Origin of the sequence: Azospirillum agricola (genome assembly GCF_020005195.1) — a bacterium.
Taxonomy (GTDB): domain Bacteria; phylum Pseudomonadota; class Alphaproteobacteria; order Azospirillales; family Azospirillaceae; genus Azospirillum; species Azospirillum agricola.
In genome coordinates, this window is record NZ_JAIFZR010000004.1 from 484,012 (window position 1) to 501,602 (window position 17,591).

Here is a 17,591-nt window from a genome sequence, read left to right on the forward strand (position 1 = left end):
CTCGCCGCCGCCCGTTCGCCGTCCCCTGTTCACCGCTGCGCGGCGTTCCGGAAATGGGCGAGGACATGGTTGCGGATCGCGCTGGTCAGCGGGGTGTTGGCCGGCCGGGCAGCGTCCAGTTCACCGCACAGATCCCGGACCCCGCGGCCTTCCTCGGCGGCGATGGCCTCCAGCCCGTCCCACACCGCCGTCTCCAGCCGCAGGCGGACGTGGCGCCCGTCCAGCGGGATCGTCCGGGCAACGACCAGCGGCCAGGAGATCAGGTCGGCGGCATCGGCCGGAGCCGGGGACGCGGGAGAGGACGGCGCGTTCCGGGCGGCGGAATTCTCGAGATGGATCATCGGCGATGCCCTTCGGTGGTCGCGCGGACCCGGAGGGAGGGCGCGCTGTCCGGCCTGTCTAGCCTCCCGGCGCCAGCTCGCGATGTGAAGTTTTTCACATCCGTGCATAGCTTCGAATGCAAAGCTGTTCCCCATCAACAACCCAGTGACCCGAGGAACAGCCAATGTCCATGAGCCTCTCGAAGACCTCGACGATCCGCGGCGCCGACGGCCGTCTGTATGTCGTGACCGCCGACGGCGTGTCCGAAGTCGGCGAGGCCCGCCCCACCCCGGTCCGCGCCGCGATGCGCGCCGGCGACCGCGCCACCTTCGATCCGACCGATCTGGAATCGGGCCGGATGGTCATCACCTCCGGCTTCTGATCGCCTTCTGGCTTCCCGTCCCGGTTCGTGGCCGCCACCCAAGCAAGGCCGGCCATGAACCGGACGGAGCAGCGCCGAGCCCGTCCCCGTCGCGATTGAGATTGAGCGAGCCGCGATGCCCTTCGATCTTCTCGATGTCCAAGCCGCCGCAGCGGAAGCGGTGAAGGCCCACACCGTCGGCACCCACCGGATCGCGGCGCCGGAACAGACCCTGGCGCGCGTGACCCCCTTCCTGCCGATCATGGGAATCACGCGGGTCGCCAACGTCACCGGCCTGGACAGCGTCGGCATTCCCGTGGTGATGGTGACGCGGCCCAACTCCCGCTCCATCTCGGTGTCGCAGGGCAAGGGCGTGACCCTGGCCGCCGCCAAGGCGTCGGGCGTCATGGAGTCGATCGAGAGCTATCACGCCGAACGCATCACGCTGCCCCTGAAGTTCGCCAGCTTCGAGGAGATGCGCTGGACCCATCCGGTGGTCGACGTCGACCGCCTGCCCCGCCTGTCGACCAGCGCCTACAACCCGCACAACCCGATCCTGTGGATCGAGGGCGACGATCTGCTGAACGGCGGCCGCAAATGGGTGCCGTTCGAGAGCGTCCATCTGAATTTCACCATGCCGATGGCCCCCGGCAACGGCTGCTTCCTGGCCGGCTCCAACGGGCTGGCCTCCGGCAACCACCGGATCGAGGCGATCAGCCACGCCATCACCGAACTGATCGAGCGCGACGCCACCACCATGTGGCGGTTGTCCGGCGCCGAGGCGCAGGAGCGCACCCGCATCGATCTCGACAGCATCGACGATCCGGTCTGCCGCTCGTTGATCGACCGGTTCGAGGCGGCCGGCGTCGATGTCGGGATCTGGGAGATCACCAGCGACGTCGGCCTTCCGGCCTTCCTCTGCCGCATTGTCGAGCGCGAGGATTTGCCGCAGCAGTCGATCCGTCCGGCCAGCGGCATGGGCTGCCATGTGGCGCGCGAGATCGCGCTGTCCCGCGCCCTGACCGAGGCGGCCCAGAGCCGGCTGACCTTCATCGCCGGGGCCCGTGACGACATGCCCCGCACCGAATACGACCGTCATCTCGATCCGGCGCGCCACGCCCAGTGGAAGGCGCGCATCGCCGGCGGCGTCGGGCTGCGCGATTTCACCGACTGCCCGACAAGCGCCGCCCCGACCATCGAGGCCGATCTGGAGCACCAGCTCGCGCGGTTGCGCGCCTGCGGCATCGACGAGGCGGTGGCGGTCGACCTGACCAAGCCGGAGTTCGGCATTCCCGTGGTCCGCATGGTGGTGCCGGGGCTGGAGGGTCTGGACGAGTCCCCCGACTATTTGCTGGGCGACCGCGGCCGCCGCGCGCTCGGCCGATCGATGGAGAAGGCCGCATGAGCGGGATTTTCGTTTTTCTCGGCCCCACCCTTCCCGCCCGCGACGCCGCGTCCGAACTCGACGCGACCTTCCTGCCGCCGGTGGCGCAAGGCGACGTGATCCGCCTGTGCTCGGAAAAGCCCAAGGCGATCGGCATCATCGACGGCTTCTTCGAAAGCGTTCCGTCGGTCTGGCACAAGGAAATCCTTTTCGCCATCCACGCGGGCATCCCGGTGTTCGGCGCGTCGAGCATGGGGGCGTTGCGCGCGGCGGAACTGCATCCGTTCGGCATGATCGGCGTCGGGGCCATCTTCGAGGCGTACCGCGACGGCCGGCTGGAGGACGATGACGAGGTCGCCGTCGTCCATGGTCCGGCGGAGCTCGGCTATCCCTCCCTGTCCGAGGCGATGGTCAACATCCGCCGCACCCTGGCCGACGCCGCCGTCGAGCGTATCCTGTCCCAGGACACGGCCTTCCGGCTGGAGGGCATCGCCAAGGAGCTGCCCTACCGCGAACGCGGCTATGGCCGAATCCTGCGGCTGGGCGCCGACATCGGGCTGCCGGGCGACGAGCTGGCGGGCTTCAAGGCCTGGTTGCCGACGGGCCGCTTCGACCAGAAGCGCGACGACGCGCGGCGGATGCTGCGGACCATGCGCCGCCATCTGGGGCAGGACGTTGCGGCACCGGGCGCGCGCTTCCATTTCGAGCGCACCGCCCTGTGGGAGCGCGCCGTGCGCGAGGCGGCAACACTCGCGATGTGAGAACGGTTCCGTTACACTGATCGCGTCCCGCGTGGCGCTCCCGCGCGGGGCGCCATCGTGCCTGCGGGATGAACGGATGAGTGCCTTGACGGATGTGACGGCGGTGCTGCGGCGCAACCGTCTGCTGGGAGAACTGGACGCGGATCAGATGATGGAGCTGGTGTCGCTCGGTCGTACGCTCCGCTTCGACGCCGATCAGGTCATCTTCGACAAGGGCGATCCCGGGGACTGCCTCTACGCGGTGCTGAAGGGCCAGATCGCCATCCGCACCTCGTCGGCCGACGGCAAGACGATGCTGCTGAACATTCTGGACGCTGGCGACGTCCTCGGCGAGATCGGCCTGCTCGACGGGCGCGAGCGGACCGCCGCCGCCGTGGCCCTGCGTCCGACCGCCCTCTACCGGATCGACCGCATCGATTTCATTCCCTTCCTCGAGCGCCACCCCCGCCTGTGCACCCGCATGATGATCGTGCTGTGCGAACGCCTGCGCTGGGTGTCGGAGAACATCGAGGACGCCGTCTTCCACGACGTGCCCCGCCGCTTGGCCCGCCGTCTGCTGCTGCTGAGCGAAAACTACGGCCAGCCGTCGCCGGCGGGTCTGCGCATCGCGCAGCCCCTGTCGCAGGAAGCCCTGGCCAACATGCTGGGCGTCACCCGGGAAATGGTGAACAAGAGCCTGGGGGCGTTGCGCAAGACCGGCATCGTCACCTACGCCAAGGGCTTCATCGTCATCAATGATCTGGCTCTTCTGCGCGATATGGCGGGAGATCCGGAGCGTCTGTCCTGATCCATCGGCGCCCTGCCAAAAGTTTTGTTCCCCAAATTTCTTGCACTCGGGCTATAGTGTAGAAAGGGGGCGCAGGACGAGCGTGTATGGAAAGGGTGCAGTGTGATGGCGAGCGAAGGGAAACAGACGCCGCGCAACAATCAATCCCGAGGAGTTTCGTCTTTGGTCGGGCGCGCGTTGGAGTTGTCCGGAAGGACCGTCCAAATCCGCCTTGAACCCTCCTATTGGGAAGGGCTCGATGAGATCTGCCGTCGGGAAGACCTGACGGTGGACGAGGTGTGCGCCGACGTGAAGGAGCGGATGGAGCAGCAGATCCGCCGGTCCCGGTCGGGCAGCCGCGGCTCCGGACAGCCGGGCGTGTCGCTCGCCAACGCGTTGCGGGTTTTCGTGGTCGGCTATTACCGTCAGGCGGCCACCGAGCGCGGCCATGCCCGTGCCGGCCATGGTCGCGGCGACCCCTTTGTCAGCACGCCCTTCGACAGCGTTCCGGCCACCACGGATTCCTGATCGCGCAATTCCCGGCTGCGACCGTGGCGGATGCTGTTGCGCTGGGGTGGCCGGGGGTCGGAACGGCCGGTCAGGCCGATTGCCGTTTCGCGAGAAGGCCGCGCAGCAACGTGGTCAGGGTTTCGGCAAGCTGGTACTGGTCGTCGGACGGCAGCGCCGCGATGATGCCGGCAAACTCGGCCAGCGGGTCGAGACGCAGCAGTTCCAGGGCCTTCGAGGTCGGGTGGAGCTGAACGACACGGCGGTCCTCCGGCACCGGGGCGCGGACGAGCAGCTTCTTTCCCACCAGCACCTCGACCATCTGCGAGGCGGCGCCACGCGTCGTGGCGTGGAAGTCGGCGAAGGCGGAGACGGTGCGTTGGCTGGCGTTCGCCCCGGCGAAGTAGCGCAGCGCCGTCCATTGCGACGGCTTCAGCCCCTGCGTGTAGCTCAGGCTGTCGGCGATGTGCCCGATGTGCATCATCACCTCGGCGATCGCCTGGGGTGACGCGCTGTTGGACGGGCTCTTGGTCATGACCGCCGGGGCCATGACCACCGGAGACATCGCCACCGGGATCGCCGGCATGGGCTCCAGGGAAACCACACGGTCCGTTCCGCTTCTGCGCAATGCCGTCCGTTCCATCCGCGTCACTCTACAAAGTGCAGACACTGCACGATTGACGTCCGTACTATGGCTGGACGGATGTTCGATTCTGAAACCCGTCAGCCCTACGGCGCGTGGCGGTACTTTAGTTCGGCAGCCTGCAAAACGGAACAGCGCCCGGCCATGCCGCCGGTTGCGAATTGTCGCACCCGCTGTTCCCGTACGGCGCGCGTCCGCCCCGGCTTGCCGGGCATGGCGGCCATTCCGTCGCAGGTTTTGCTGGCGTTGGTCCCCCGATCGCCTGTATATGCGCGCGATGACCGCATCGTCCGTTTCAAAGTCCGCCCCGAAGGTCGGCATCGTCAGCCTCGGCTGCCCGAAGGCGCTCGTCGATTCCGAGCGCATCCTCACCCGCCTGCGCGCCGAGGGGTACGAGATTTCGGCCTCCTACGACGGCGCCGACGTGGTGCTCGTCAACACCTGCGGCTTCCTGGACAGCGCCAAGAAGGAATCGCTGGACGCCATCGGCGAGGCGATCAAGGAGAACGGGCGGGTCATCGTCACCGGCTGCATGGGCGTCGAGCCGGACGTGATCCGGCAGACCCATCCCGGCGTGCTGGCCGTCACCGGCCCCCACCAGTACGAGCAGGTGGTCACCGCCGTCCACGACGCGCTGCCGCCGCGCCACGACCCCTTCACCGATCTGGTGCCGCCGGAAGGGCTGCGGCTGACCCCGCGCCACTACGCCTACCTGAAGATTTCCGAGGGCTGCAACAACCGCTGCACCTTCTGCATCATCCCGTCGATCCGCGGCGATCTGGTCAGCCGGCCGATCACCTCGGTGCTCCGCGAGGCCGAGAAGCTGGCGGTGGCCGGCGTCAAGGAGTTGCTGGTCATCTCGCAGGATACCAGCGCCTACGGCATCGACACCAAGTTCAAGGAAGAGATGTGGTACGACCGTTCGGTCCGCACCCGCTTCTTCGACCTGTGCACGGAGCTGGCGAACTTCGACCTGTGGGTCCGCCTGCACTACGTCTACCCCTACCCCCACGTCGACGAGGTCATCCCGCTGATGGCGGAGGGCAGGATTCTGCCCTATCTCGACATCCCGTTCCAGCACGCCTCGCCGACGGTGTTGAAGGCGATGCGCCGCCCGGCGGCCCAGGAAAAGCAGCTCGACCGCATCCGCAAGTGGCGCGACGAGTGCCCGCATCTGGTCCTGCGCTCCACCTTCATCACCGGCTTCCCCGGCGAGACGGAGGAGGATTTCCAGTTCATGCTGGACTGGCTGAAGGAGGCCCAGCTCGACCGCGTCGGCTGCTTCAAGTATGAGCCGGTCGAGGGCGCCGTCGCCAACGACATCCCCGGCGCCGTGCCGGAGGAGGTCAAGCAGGAGCGCTGGGAACGCTTCATGGAGACCCAGAAGGCGATCAGCGCCGAGCGGCTCCAGCAGAAGGTCGGCTTCACCCTGGGGGTTCTGATCGACGAGGTCGACGAGGACGGCGCCATCGGCCGCTCCTACGCCGACGCGCCGGAGATCGACGGCAGCGTTTTCCTCAACGGCGAAACCGGCCTGAAGCCGGGCGACATGGTCGACGTCACCATCGAGCACGCCGACGAGTATGATCTGTGGGGCAGCGTCGAGCGCGACGACGCCTGATTTCGCAGGACCGGAAAAGGACGAAGCCATGCCCGTCTCGCCGGACGACGCCACGCTGATGGACGTCCAGCAGGGCGGGCGCTGCTTCTACTGCGGCGAGCCGGTCGGCGCCAAGGCGACCTTCGATCATCTGATCCCGCAAGCCTACGGCGGGATCGATGAACCGTCCAACGTCGTGCTGGCGCACCGCCGCTGCAACCAGCGCAAGGGCGACCGCCTGCCCGATGCCGGGGAACTCGACCGATTCTTCGCCGCCCGCCGTGGCAGCCGGCTCGGCGTCTGGCCGCCCCTGCGCGCGTTGCGCGAGGCTGAGCAGGGGCAGGAATGGATCGCCGTCGCCCGAGCCATATCGCAAGCGAAATAAGTTATAATCAATTTCTTATAACCGGCTTGCGGCGATAATTTTCCCTTATTTTCCAAACCGAGCTTCCATGCCTTAATCGGCCATCGGCGGCGCGTCACGCGCCCCTTGACCTTGGCAGGAGGCATGATGAGCGGTCGGTTCGACGTGGTGATCGTCGGTGGCGGCGTGATGGGCTGTTCGGTGGCCTATTTCCTGGCCTCCGATCCGGCCTTCGGCGGCAGCGTCGCCGTGGTGGAGCGCGACCCGACCTACCGCGCCGCCTCCTCGGCCCTGTCGGCCAGCTCGATCCGTCAGCAGTTCTCGACCCCGGCCAACATCGCCCTGTCGCAGTTCGGCCTGTCCTTCCTGAAGGCGGCGACCGAAAAGCTCTCGGTCGACGGCGACCCGGTCGACCTCGGCCTGCGCGAGCCCGGCTACCTCTATCTGGCTACGGAGGCCGGGGCGGACATCCTGCGGCAAAACCACGCCGTCCAGAAGGCCTGCGGCGTCGATGTCGCCCTGATGAGCCCGGCCGAGCTGTCGGCCCGCTTCCCCTGGCTGTCGGTCGAGGGGCTGGTCTCCGGCTCGCTCGGCCTGTCCGGCGAGGGCTGGTTCGACGGCTACAGCCTGATGCAGGGCTTCCGCCGCAAGGCCAAGGCGCTCGGCGTCACCTTCGTCACCGCCGACGTGATCGGAATGGAGCGCAGCGGCGGCCGCATCGAGGCGGTCCTGCTCGGCAACGGCGACCGGCTGGCCTGCGGGACGGCGGTCAACGCCGCCGGCCCCAAGGCGCGCCGGGTCGCGGAGATGGCCGGCATCCCCCTGCCGGTGTCGGCGCGCAAGCGCTGCGTCTTCGTCTTCGACTGCAAGGAGGCGTTGCCGGGCTGCCCGCTGGTCATCGACCCGTCGGGCGTCTGGTTCCGGCCGGAAGGCGCGCAGTTCATCTGCGGCGCCCCGCCTCCGGCCGACCGTGACCCCGACACCGACGACCTGACCGTCGAGCATGATCTGTTCGACGAGATGATGTGGCCGGCGCTCGCCGCCCGCGTCCCGGCCTTCGAGGCGATCAAGGTCACCAACGCCTGGGCCGGTTTCTACGAGTACAACGACCTCGACCAGAACGCGGTCATCGGCCCGCATCCGGAGATCGGCAACCTGCTGTTCTGCAACGGCTTCAGCGGCCATGGCCTGCAACAGGCGCCCGGCGTCGGCCGAGGTCTGGCCGAACTGATCGTTCATGGCGGCTACCGCAGCCTGGATCTGTCGGTGTTCGGCTACGGCCGCCTGAGCGAAAACCGTCCGCTGCTCGAAACCAACGTGATCTGAGGCGGTTGTCAGGGGAACCCAACCGCCAAGGAGATCCCCCGATGGCCAAGCAGCCCCACACCGAGGAGAGCATCGAGCACAGCAAGGGCGAGCAGAACACCGGCAACCACAAGAAGCCGGACGCCCCCGACGCCAAGGGGGCCGACCGTTTCGGCGGCACCCGCGCCGGCGCCGAGAACGTCGAGCCGGTCCGCAAGAAATAGCGGGGGCCGGAGGACGCGCGGGAAAGGCTGGCGCCCGCCCCGCGCTCCGTGCGACATCCGGGTGCACCGGCATTCCCCGAAGGACGATCCGTGGCACCCGCGATCTTCAAGCGCTACAAGCTGCACTTCACCCGCCCCCTGCCCGGCCTGCGTCCCGGCCGCCCGGAGCGCGACGCCATGGTGGACCGGGTGAAGCGCTTCGCCAGCGAGAACGGCATGGCCGGCGACCTGCACTCCCTGTCGCCCAACGCCGGCTTCGGCATCCTGGAAATCCGCTGCACCGACCGGCTGGCCCGCCGCCTGTCGGACCTGTCGGAGGTGGAGACGGTGCAGGAGGCGTGATCCGGACGCGCCTCCCCCATCCGGTGACTTGACGGGCATGGGCGCTTGCCGGCCATCGGTCTGCTTCCCATCTGCCGTTCCTTCTCATCGGAACGGCACGGATCGTCCGTCCCGGCTGTTGTGGCCTTTCAAGGGGATGCCCTGAGAATGTCGCCGAGGATCACCGCCATGACACCCAATCTCCTTGCGGAGCTGTTGGAACCGCTGCTGTCCACGGCGGACGGCGACGAGGAGTCGCTGTGCGAGGCGGTCAACCTGACCGCCGAGGCGATGGCCGCCCTCGGCGCCACGGTGCTGGACCCCGAAGGCCGCCCGGCCCGCAGCGTCAGCGACGAGCGCGCGGTGGTCGCCGCCCTGAACACGCACGCCCATCATCTGATGCGGGAAGGCCGGCTGGACGACGTGGTGGAGGCGCTCCAGGTCGCCGAGCGCATCGGCCGGCTTGCCCATCTGCCGCACCACCCGCGCACCGTCTGATATTTCTTTGGGGGAGGACGGCTGACCGTTCGGTGAGACGGGTTCGCAAGCGCGGGAGGAACCCCCGCCTGCGGTGTTGAGCGAGACGCCGTCCAAGCGCTCAACACGGGAGAGTCCTCTTGCCGACCGCGCCACACACGAACGCTTTTCCCGGCCCCCTCGGAGGCGAGCTTGAGGGCGAGCTTCTCGCGCGCCTCCAGGATGATCTGCTGCCCGACCATCTGATGTCCCGCCGCTGGTACGCCGCGAAGGACGCGGGCCGTCCGGTTGTGCGGATCATCGACGCGCTGCCCCTGCCGCTGGCGGACGGCGTGGCCCAGCTCTGCCTGCTGCGGGTGGAGCCGCCGGGGCGCGACGCGCAACTGTACCAATTGCCGCTGCTGCTCGACCGGTCGGGGGCGAAGGCCGACGATTCGACCGTCGCGGATGCCGGCGCCCTGCCGATGGCCGGACGCCTGCGCGACGGCTACGCCGACGATTCGGTCGTCCGTGCGATGCTCGGCGCGATCCTCGCCGACCAGCCCCACACGGCGGGTCTGACGGTGGGCCGGACGAAGGCCGGCGACGCGATGGCGGCGGGGCTCGGTCCCGACGCGCCCCTGCGGAGACTGAGCGGCGAGCAGTCCAACACCTCGATCCGGGTCGGCGACGCCGCGATCCTCAAGGGATTGCGCAAGCTGGAGCCGGGAACCCACCCGGAACTGGAGGTCGGCCGCTTCCTGACCGAGGTCGCCGGCTTCGCCAACACACCGGCCCTGCTGGGCTGGGTGGAGCGCGCCAACAGCTCCGGCTCGACCACCTTGTGCATCCTCCAGGCGCTGGTGCCGGACGCGGTGGACGCCTGGGCCCATGTCACCGGGCGGCTGACCGAGCGGGTTGCCCGCTTCACCGACGCCGACCGTTCCGACGACATCGAGGCGCCGGCCTTCCTGCGCCGGCTCGGCCGGCGGACGGCCGAACTGCACCGGGCCCTCGCCACGCCCGGCGGCGGCGACGCCTTCACCCCGGAACCGGTGACGCCGGCCACCCTGCGCGCCTGGGGCGACGGGGTGCGCGGGATGGCCGGGAATGTTCTGGAACGGTTGCGCGCGGCGGCGCCGTCGCTCGACCCGGCCATCGCGCCCTACGCCCTGTCGCTGGCCGAGGGGCGGGATGCCGTGCTGGCGCAGATCGACGCGCTGACTCCGGCGGCGGCCGATCTCCACGCCATGCGGCTGCACGGCGACTATCATCTCGGTCAGGTTCTGGTGTCCGGCGGCGACGTCCACATCGTCGATTTCGAGGGCGAGCCGATGCGCCCGCTGGCCGAGCGCCGGGCCAAGCACTGCGTCCTGCGCGATGTCGCCGGAATGCTGCGCTCCATCGCCTACGCCGCCGCCACCGCGCGCGACGCCATCCCCGCCACCCTCGCCGAGGCCGAGCGCGACGCCCGCGCCGCGTGGCTGTCCTGGTGGGAGGGGGAGGCCGCCTCGGCCTTCGTCGCCGGCTACCGCGAGGCCATCGGCGATTGCCCCGGTTTTCCGTCCGATCCGGCGATGGCGACGAGCCTGCTGAAGCTGTTCCTGCTGGAGAAGGCCTTCTACGAGATCGGCTACGAACTGGCCAACCGCCCGGCCTGGGTCGGCATCCCGCTGGCCGGCGCCATGGGCATCCTCAAGGCCGAGGCCGGTCCCGAGGCGGCCCGGCGCGCCACGCCCGAGGAAAGCGGGCGACGGGCCCACGCCATGCCCTTCGGCGCCGAGATCCAGCCCGACGGTTCGGTGCGCTTCGCCCTGTGGGCGCCGTCGGCCGGTGCGGTGTCGCTGGTGCTGGAGGAGGATGGCGAGCGGTTGCCGATGGCGGCGCGCCCCGACGGCTGGTTCGAGCTGACCACGGCGCGGGCGCAGGCCGGCACGCGCTACCGCTTCGCCCTGCCCGACGGTCTGGCCGTTCCCGACCCGGCCTCGCGCTTCCAGCCCGACGACGTGCACGGCCCGTCCGAGGTGATCGATCCGGGGCTGCACCCCTGGACCGACGGGGAATGGGCCGGCCGGCCCTGGCACGAGACGGTGCTGTACGAGCTGCATGTCGGCACCTTCACCGAGGAGGGCACCTTCCGCGCCGCCATCGGCCGGCTCGACGATCTGGTCGCACTCGGCGTCACCGCCGTCGAGTTGATGCCGGTCGCCGATTTCCCCGGCACCCGCAACTGGGGCTATGACGGCGTCCTGCCCTTCGCCCCCGACGCCGCCTATGGCCGGCCGGAGGATCTGAAGACCCTGGTGCAGGAGGCGCACGCGCGCGGCCTGATGGTCTTCCTCGACGTCGTGTACAACCATTTCGGGCCGGAGGGGAACTACCTCCACGCCTTCGCCGAACAGTTCTTCACCGACCGCCACAAGACGCCCTGGGGGGCGGCCATCAACGTCGACGGCGCCGCCAGCGGGCCGGTGCGCAACTTCTTCATCCACAACGCGCTCTATTGGCTGGAGGAATTCCATCTCGACGGGCTGCGGCTCGACGCCGTCCACGCCATCCTCGACGACGGCCCCAAGCATGTCCTGGAGGAGCTGGCCGAGCGGGTGCGCGAGCGCTTCCAGCACCGCCGCCACGTCCATCTGGTGCTGGAGAACGACGCCAACCAGGCACGCTTCCTGGCGCGCCACGCCGAGGGCGATCCCCGCTGGCACACCGCCCAGTGGAACGACGACCTGCACCATTGCCTGCACGCGGCGGCGACCGGCGAGAAGGGCGGCTACTACGCCGACTACGCCGACGATCCGGGCAGGCTGGGCCGCGCCCTGGCCGAGGGCTTCGCCTTCCAGGGCGACCCGTCGGCCTACCGCGACGGCGAGTTGCGCGGGGAGCCCTCCGCCCATCTGCCGCCGACCGCCTTCGTCAGCTTCATCCAGAACCACGACCAGATCGGCAACCGCGCGCTCGGCGAGCGCATCGCGCAGATCGCCAAGCCAGAGGCCGTGCGGGCCGCCAGCCTCCTGTATCTGCTGGGACCGTCGATCCCCATGCTGTTCATGGGCGAGGAGTGGGCCTCGGCCAAGCCCTTCCCCTTCTTCTGCGACTTCGGCGAGGAGCTGGCCCAGGCGGTGCGCGAGGGCCGGCGCGAGGAGTTCGCCAAGTTCCCGGAATTCCAGGACCCGGCCTTCCGCGACCGCCTGCCCGACCCGACGGCCCCGGAGACGATGGACTCGGCCAAGCTCGACTGGGACGCCCGCGACCGGCCGGAGCACGCGGCGTGGCTCGACTGGTATCGCCGCGCGCTGGCGGTGCGCCACGCCGAGATCGTGCCGCGCCTGGACAACGCGCCGGGCGGCGGCGCCTCGCACGAGGTGGTCGGCGGGACCGGGTTGCGGCTGTGCTGGCGCCTCGGCGACGGCAGCCGGCTGCGGATCATCGCCAACCTCGGCGACCGGCCGGCGGCCGGCTTCGAGGAACCCGCCGGCCGCGTGCTGTGGACGGAGGGGGCCGGCGTCGGCGGCGGTGCGCTGGCGCCCTGGTCGGTGGTGGTGTCGCTGGAGGAGGCGACGGCCCTCGACCGGCTCGGCGACCGCATGGGCATCGAGCGCTCCTTCCGGAACGCGGCGGGCGAGACGGTGCGCGCCGGCACCGGCACCGTCCGCGCGCTGCTGGCGGCGATGGGCGTCGCGGCCGACGACGAGGCGGCGGCCGAAGCCCAACTCGCGGCGCTGGAGCGTGCGGAGCTGTCGCGGGTTCTTCCCCCCGCCGTGGTGCTGCGAACCGGACAGGGGCACGCGGCCGTGACGCTTGCTCTGCCGGACGGGGCGGGGGCCGTTCGCTGGACCTTGACCCTGGAGAGCGGCGAAACCCGCCGGGGCGACGCCGAGGCCGCCGAACTGCCGCTGATCCGCAAGGCCGCGCTGGATGGAAAACCGCTGGCGTTGCGCCGGCTGACGCTCGGTGACGCTCCGCCCGCCGGCTATCACCGCCTGCGTGTGGAGGCGGAGGGTGAGTCGGGCGAGACCAGCCTCATCGCCGTGCCGGAGCGCTGCCACCTGCCCGCCCCCATCGCCATGGGCGAAAGGCTGTGGGGGCTGTCGGCCCAGCTCTACACCCTGCGGAGCGACCGGAACTGGGGCATCGGCGACTTCGGCGACCTGGAGAATCTCGCCGACATCGCCGCCGCGCGCGGAGCCGCCGTGATCGGACTCAACCCGCTGCACGCCCTGTTCCTCGACGCTCCCGCCCAGGCCAGCCCCTACTCCCCGGCGAGCCGGCTGTTCCTCAACCCGCTCTGCATCGACGTGACGGCGCTTCCCGAGTTCATGACCGACGAGGAGGTGCGCCGCCGCGTCGCCTCGGCGGATTTCACCGACGTGCTCGATGCCGCCCGCGCCGCGCCCCTGGTCGATTACGAGACGGTCGCGGCGCTGAAGCTGCCGGTGCTGGAACGCCTGTTCGCCGTTTTCCAGTCGGGCGCTCCCGCCGAGCGCAAGGACGCCTTCGCGGCGTTCCGCGCCGAGGCAGGCGAGGGGCTGCGGCGCTTCGCCGTCTTCCAGGCGCTGCGCGAACGCTTCGCGGCCGAGGGCAAGGCCGGCTGGCAGGGCTGGCCCGTCGAGCTGCGCGACGCCTCGTCTCCCGCCGTGGCGGGCTTCGCCGAGCAGAACCGGGTGCGGGTCGATTTCTTCGCCTGGCTGCAATGGGTCGCCGACGAGCAGCTTCGCGCCGCCGCCGCGCGGGCCTCGGATCTCGGCATGGCCATCGGCTTCTACCGCGACCTCGCGGTCGGGGCGGACGGCGGCGGGGCGGAAACCTGGATGGCGCCGGAGGTGGTCGTGGGCACGGCCCGCGTCGGCGCGCCGCCCGACCTGTTCAACCCGGCGGGGCAGGATTGGGGCCTTCCACCCTTCCACCCCCGCGCGCTGCGCGAGGCGGGCTACCGGCCCTTCATCGAGCTTCTGCGCGCCAACATGCGCCACGCCGGCGCCCTGCGCATCGACCACGCCATGGCGCTCCAGCACGTCTACTGGATTCCGGAGGGGCATAGCCCCGGCGAAGGGGCGTATGTCGCCTACCCGATGGAGGATCTCGTCGGAATCCTGGCCCTGGAGAGCCAGCGCAACCGTTGTCTGGTGGTGGGGGAGGATCTGGGAACCGTCCCCGACGGATTCCGCGAGCGCATGACGGAGGCGGGCATTCTCAGCTACCGGGTGGTCGTGTTCGAATGGACGGAGGATGGCGGCTTCAAGGGGCCGGACGATTACCCGTCCCTGGCGCTGGCGACCTTCGGCAGCCACGACCTCGCCACGCTGCGCGGCTGGTGGGAGGGACACGACATCGCGCTCAAGGAGGAGAAGGGCCTCTACCCCGCCGCCGACGAGGCCGGGAAGCAGCGCGACCGCCGCCGCGCCGACCGGGGCGCCCTGATCGACGCCCTGCGGGCTGCCGCCATTCCCCTGCCCGCCGGCTTCGGCGCCGACAGCCCCTATGACGACGCGCTCGGCCACGCGGTGCACGGCTTCCTGGCCCGCACCGGCTCCGCCCTGGCCATGGTCCAGCTCGACGACCTGACCGGCGAGCGCGCCCAGGTCAACCTGCCCGGCACCGTCGACCAGTACCCCAACTGGCGGCGCAAGCTGTCGCTGACGCTGGAGGAACTGGCCGACGCCCCCGAGCCGGCCGCCGTCGCCGCCATCCTGGCCGCCGCCCGGCCCAACGTCCAAAGGCCCAACACCCCAAGATCCGACGCCTCCGCCCTCTGACCGACCCGACCTTCAAGGAGCACGATCCATGCCCCCCGCCTCCGGCCAGCCGCTTCCCCGCGCGACCTACCGGGTGCAGTTGAACGCCGCCTTCGGATTCGACCGGACGGCCGAGATCGCCGACTACATCGCACGGCTGGGCGTCAGCCACCTCTACGCCTCCCCCTACATGAAGGCGCGGCCGGGCAGCACGCACGGTTACGACATCGTCGACCACAACGCCCTGAACCCCGAATTGGGCGACGAGGCGGCCTTCCGGGGGATGGTGGCGGCGCTGCGCCGCAACGGGCTGGGCCAGATCCTCGATTTCGTGCCCAACCACATGGGGGTCGGCGGCGCCGACAACGGCTGGTGGCTCGACGTGCTGGAATGGGGGCCGGACAGCCCCTGCGCCGGCTATTTCGACATCGAGTGGGATTCCGACTACCGCTACCTCCAGGGCAAGCTGCTGGTGCCGGTGCTGGGCGACCAGTATGGCGCCGTGCTGGCCTCGGGCGGGCTGGAGCTGCGCTTCGACGCCGCGTCCGGCAGCTTCGCCGTCTGGGCCTACGGCACCCACAAGCTGCCGGTCCGCCCGCAGGATTACGGCACCATCCTCGGCACCGACCACCCGGAGCTGGAGCGGCTGGGCGACATCTTCGCCCATCTCGCCTACGCCCATCCCCACCAGATCCGCCGTGCCGCCGATCTGAAACGGGAACTGGCGGCGCTGGTCGCCGACCGCCCGGACGTGGCCGACGCCATCGCCCAGCGCCTCTCCGTCTTCCGCGGCGACCAGGGCGAGCCGGAGACCTGGAGCCACCTGCACGCCCTGATATCCGGACAGAACTGGCGGGTCGCCTATTTCAAGGTCGCCGCCGACGACATCAACTACCGGCGTTTCTTCAACATCAACGAGCTGGCCGGCCTGCGCATGGACGAGCCTGACCTGTTCGACATCACCCACCGGCTGGTGCTGACGCTGGTCGAGGACGGCACGCTGGACGGCATCCGCATCGACCACATCGACGGGCTGATCGACCCCAAGGGCTATTGCCAGCGCCTGATCGCCGCGTCGCCGAAGCCCTTCTACCTCGTGGTCGAGAAGATCCTGGCCCGTCACGAGCGGCTGCGCGAGGACTGGCCGATCGACGGCACCACCGGCTACGAGTTCGCCACCCTGCTGGGCGGGCTGTTCGTGGATCCCAGGGGAGAGGCCGCCTTCGACCGCCTCTATTCCGGCTTCATCGGCCGCTCCGACCGCTTCGAGGACGTCGTCCGCCTGTCCAAGATCCGCATCATGGAAAGCGAGATGGCGAGCGAGCTGCATGTGCTCGCCCGCAAGGCGGCGCGCATCGCCCGTTCCAACCCGGCGACGGCCGATTTCACCGCCAACATCCTGCATCAGGCGCTGAAGGAGACGATCGCCCGCTTCCCGGTCTACCGCACCTATGTGGATGGCGGGGTGCCGTCGGATCTCGACCGCCGCGACATCGACTGGGCGGTGTCCCAGGCCCGCAAGGCCGAACAGGGGCCCGACGGCTCGGTCTACGATTTCGTCCAGCGCCTGCTGACCACCGATCTGGTCGCTTCGCCGCGCAGCGGCTACAGCCATCGGCAGGTGACCCGCTTCGCCATGCGGTTCCAGCAATACAGCGGTCCGGTGATGGCCAAGGGGCTGGAGGACACCGCCTTCTACCGTTACAACCGATTGGCCGCGCTGAACGAGGTCGGCGGCCATCCCGAGCATTTCGGGGTCAGCCCGGCCGCCTTCCACCGTGCCAACCAGGACCGCGCCCGCAACTGGCCGGGCAACATGCTGGCCAGCACCACCCACGACACCAAGCGCGGCGAGGACACCCGCGCCCGCCTCTACGTCCTGTCGGAGATGCCCGAGGAGTGGGAGCGCCAGATCCAGACCTGGAGCCGCCTGCTGCGCGCCCGGCGCGGCGACGTCGAGGGAACCGCCCCGCCCGATCGCAACGACGAGTATCTGTTCTACCAGCTCATCCTCGGCGCCTGGCCGGTCGAACTGACCGGGCTGGCCGCCGACCGGCTCGACCCCGCCGCGATGACGGCCTTCGCCGAGCGCATCGTCGGCGCCATGACCAAGTCGATGCGCGAGGCCAAGGTCCATTCGACCTGGGCGGCCCCCAACGAGGCGTACGAGTCGGCGGTGATCGGCTTCATCCACGACGCGCTCGACGTCTCGCGCCGCAACGCCTTCCTCGACGCCTTCCTGCCGTTCCAGGCGGGCGTTGCCCGGCTGGGCATGGTCAACGGCCTGTCCCAGACCCTGCTGAAGCTGACCAGCCCCGGCGTGCCCGACCTCTACCAGGGCTGCGAGCTGTGGCATCTCAGCCTCGTCGATCCCGACAACCGGCTGCCGGTGGACTACGGGATCCGGCGCCGGCTGCTGGGCGAGGTGGAGGCGGCGCTGGAGCAGGGGACGACGCCCACCCTGCTCGACCGCTGGACCGATGGGGCGGTGAAGCTGGCGGTCACCCGCGGCACCCTCGCTCTGCGGGCCGAGAAGCCGGACCTCTTTGCGGCGGGCGATTACGTTCCGCTGGAGGCGACGGGAGACCGGGCCGAGCATGTCGTCGCCTTCGCCCGCAAGGCGGGGAACGACGCGGTGGTGGTCGCGGTGCCGCGTCTGGTGGGCGCTCTCGGGGAGGAGGACCCGGACTGGTCCAACACGGCGATCCCGCTGCCGCGCGGCGCGCGCTGGCGCAGCGTCTTCACCGGGCGTGCCGTGGAAGGGGGGGATGCGGTGAAGGCCGCGACGCTGTTCGACGGCTTTCCGGTTGCCCTGCTGGTTCGTGAGGACTGATCCACCC

Annotated in this window: 15 protein-coding genes; 13 read left to right on the forward strand and 2 right to left on the reverse strand. The window is 69.9% G+C overall.

All coding sequences use genetic code 11. The features are described 5' to 3' along the window. Nucleotides 1–29: 29 nt before the first annotated feature. A complete protein-coding gene (locus tag JN22_RS11080) occupies nt 30–341 on the reverse strand; it encodes a ribbon-helix-helix domain-containing protein (protein WP_085553985.1) in 312 nt (103 codons plus the stop codon). 170 nt (nt 342–511) lie between these two features. Here JN22_RS11080 and JN22_RS11085 point away from each other — a divergent pair, with 170 nt between their 5' ends. The 5 genes from JN22_RS11085 (at nt 512) to JN22_RS11105 (ending at nt 4,121) form a co-directional block, all read left to right on the forward strand. Continuing rightward, nucleotides 512–703, forward strand: coding sequence for a hypothetical protein (locus JN22_RS11085; protein ID WP_223677679.1), 192 nt, complete (start codon nt 512–514; stop codon nt 701–703). Between the two features lie 115 nt (nt 704–818). Further along, nucleotides 819–2,087, forward strand: coding sequence for a YcaO-like family protein (locus JN22_RS11090; RefSeq protein ID WP_085553987.1), 1,269 nt, complete (start codon nt 819–821; stop codon nt 2,085–2,087). After that, on the forward strand, nt 2,084–2,827 hold the full coding sequence (locus tag JN22_RS11095) for a TfuA-like protein (protein ID WP_085553988.1): 744 nt from the start codon (nt 2,084–2,086) through the stop codon (nt 2,825–2,827). The genes JN22_RS11090 and JN22_RS11095 overlap by 4 nt, the downstream gene beginning before the upstream one ends. Before the next feature lie 76 nt (nt 2,828–2,903). Beyond that, nucleotides 2,904–3,614 (forward strand): Crp/Fnr family transcriptional regulator, encoded by a 711-nt coding sequence (locus JN22_RS11100; protein WP_085553989.1) that lies wholly within the window; start codon nt 2,904–2,906, stop codon nt 3,612–3,614. Nucleotides 3,615–3,719: 105 nt separating this feature from the next. After that, complete coding sequence (locus JN22_RS11105) at nt 3,720–4,121, forward strand: ribbon-helix-helix domain-containing protein (protein WP_085553990.1); 402 nt, start codon at nt 3,720–3,722, stop codon at nt 4,119–4,121. A gap of 70 nt (nt 4,122–4,191) precedes the next feature. On the opposite strand, the gene JN22_RS11110 is transcribed toward JN22_RS11105, so the two are convergent. Continuing rightward, nucleotides 4,192–4,686, reverse strand: a complete 495-nt coding sequence (locus JN22_RS11110; RefSeq protein ID WP_223677680.1) for a MarR family winged helix-turn-helix transcriptional regulator — start codon at nt 4,684–4,686, stop codon at nt 4,192–4,194. 334 nt (nt 4,687–5,020) lie between these two features. Here JN22_RS11110 and rimO point away from each other — a divergent pair, with 334 nt between their 5' ends. The 8 genes from rimO (at nt 5,021) to treY (ending at nt 17,584) form a co-directional block, all read left to right on the forward strand. Beyond that, nucleotides 5,021–6,364 carry a 30S ribosomal protein S12 methylthiotransferase RimO gene (gene rimO / locus JN22_RS11115; RefSeq protein ID WP_396021918.1) on the forward strand — a complete coding sequence of 448 codons (1,344 nt, stop codon included), beginning with the start codon at nt 5,021–5,023 and terminating at the stop codon, nt 6,362–6,364. A gap of 28 nt (nt 6,365–6,392) precedes the next feature. Then, nucleotides 6,393–6,728 carry an HNH endonuclease gene (locus JN22_RS11120; RefSeq protein WP_085553992.1) on the forward strand — a complete coding sequence of 112 codons (336 nt, stop codon included), beginning with the start codon at nt 6,393–6,395 and terminating at the stop codon, nt 6,726–6,728. A 123-nt stretch (nt 6,729–6,851) separates the two neighbouring features. After that, a complete protein-coding gene (locus tag JN22_RS11125) occupies nt 6,852–8,033 on the forward strand; it encodes an NAD(P)/FAD-dependent oxidoreductase (RefSeq protein WP_085553993.1) in 1,182 nt (393 codons plus the stop codon). Nucleotides 8,034–8,074: 41 nt separating this feature from the next. Continuing rightward, complete coding sequence (locus tag JN22_RS11130; protein ID WP_179166122.1) at nt 8,075–8,236, forward strand: hypothetical protein; 162 nt, start codon at nt 8,075–8,077, stop codon at nt 8,234–8,236. Between the two features lie 90 nt (nt 8,237–8,326). Then, nucleotides 8,327–8,578, forward strand: a complete 252-nt coding sequence (locus JN22_RS11135) for a hypothetical protein (protein ID WP_085553994.1) — start codon at nt 8,327–8,329, stop codon at nt 8,576–8,578. A gap of 168 nt (nt 8,579–8,746) precedes the next feature. After that, the gene (locus tag JN22_RS11140) at nt 8,747–9,055 is read left to right on the forward strand and encodes a hypothetical protein (protein ID WP_085553995.1); all 309 of its coding nucleotides are present in this window, start codon (nt 8,747–8,749) and stop codon (nt 9,053–9,055) included. 119 nt (nt 9,056–9,174) lie between these two features. Further along, the gene (treZ, locus tag JN22_RS11145; RefSeq protein ID WP_085553996.1) at nt 9,175–14,772 is read left to right on the forward strand and encodes a malto-oligosyltrehalose trehalohydrolase; all 5,598 of its coding nucleotides are present in this window, start codon (nt 9,175–9,177) and stop codon (nt 14,770–14,772) included. A 28-nt stretch (nt 14,773–14,800) separates the two neighbouring features. Continuing rightward, nucleotides 14,801–17,584 (forward strand): malto-oligosyltrehalose synthase, encoded by a 2,784-nt coding sequence (treY, locus tag JN22_RS11150; RefSeq protein ID WP_085553997.1) that lies wholly within the window; start codon nt 14,801–14,803, stop codon nt 17,582–17,584. Nucleotides 17,585–17,591: the final 7 nt, after the last annotated feature.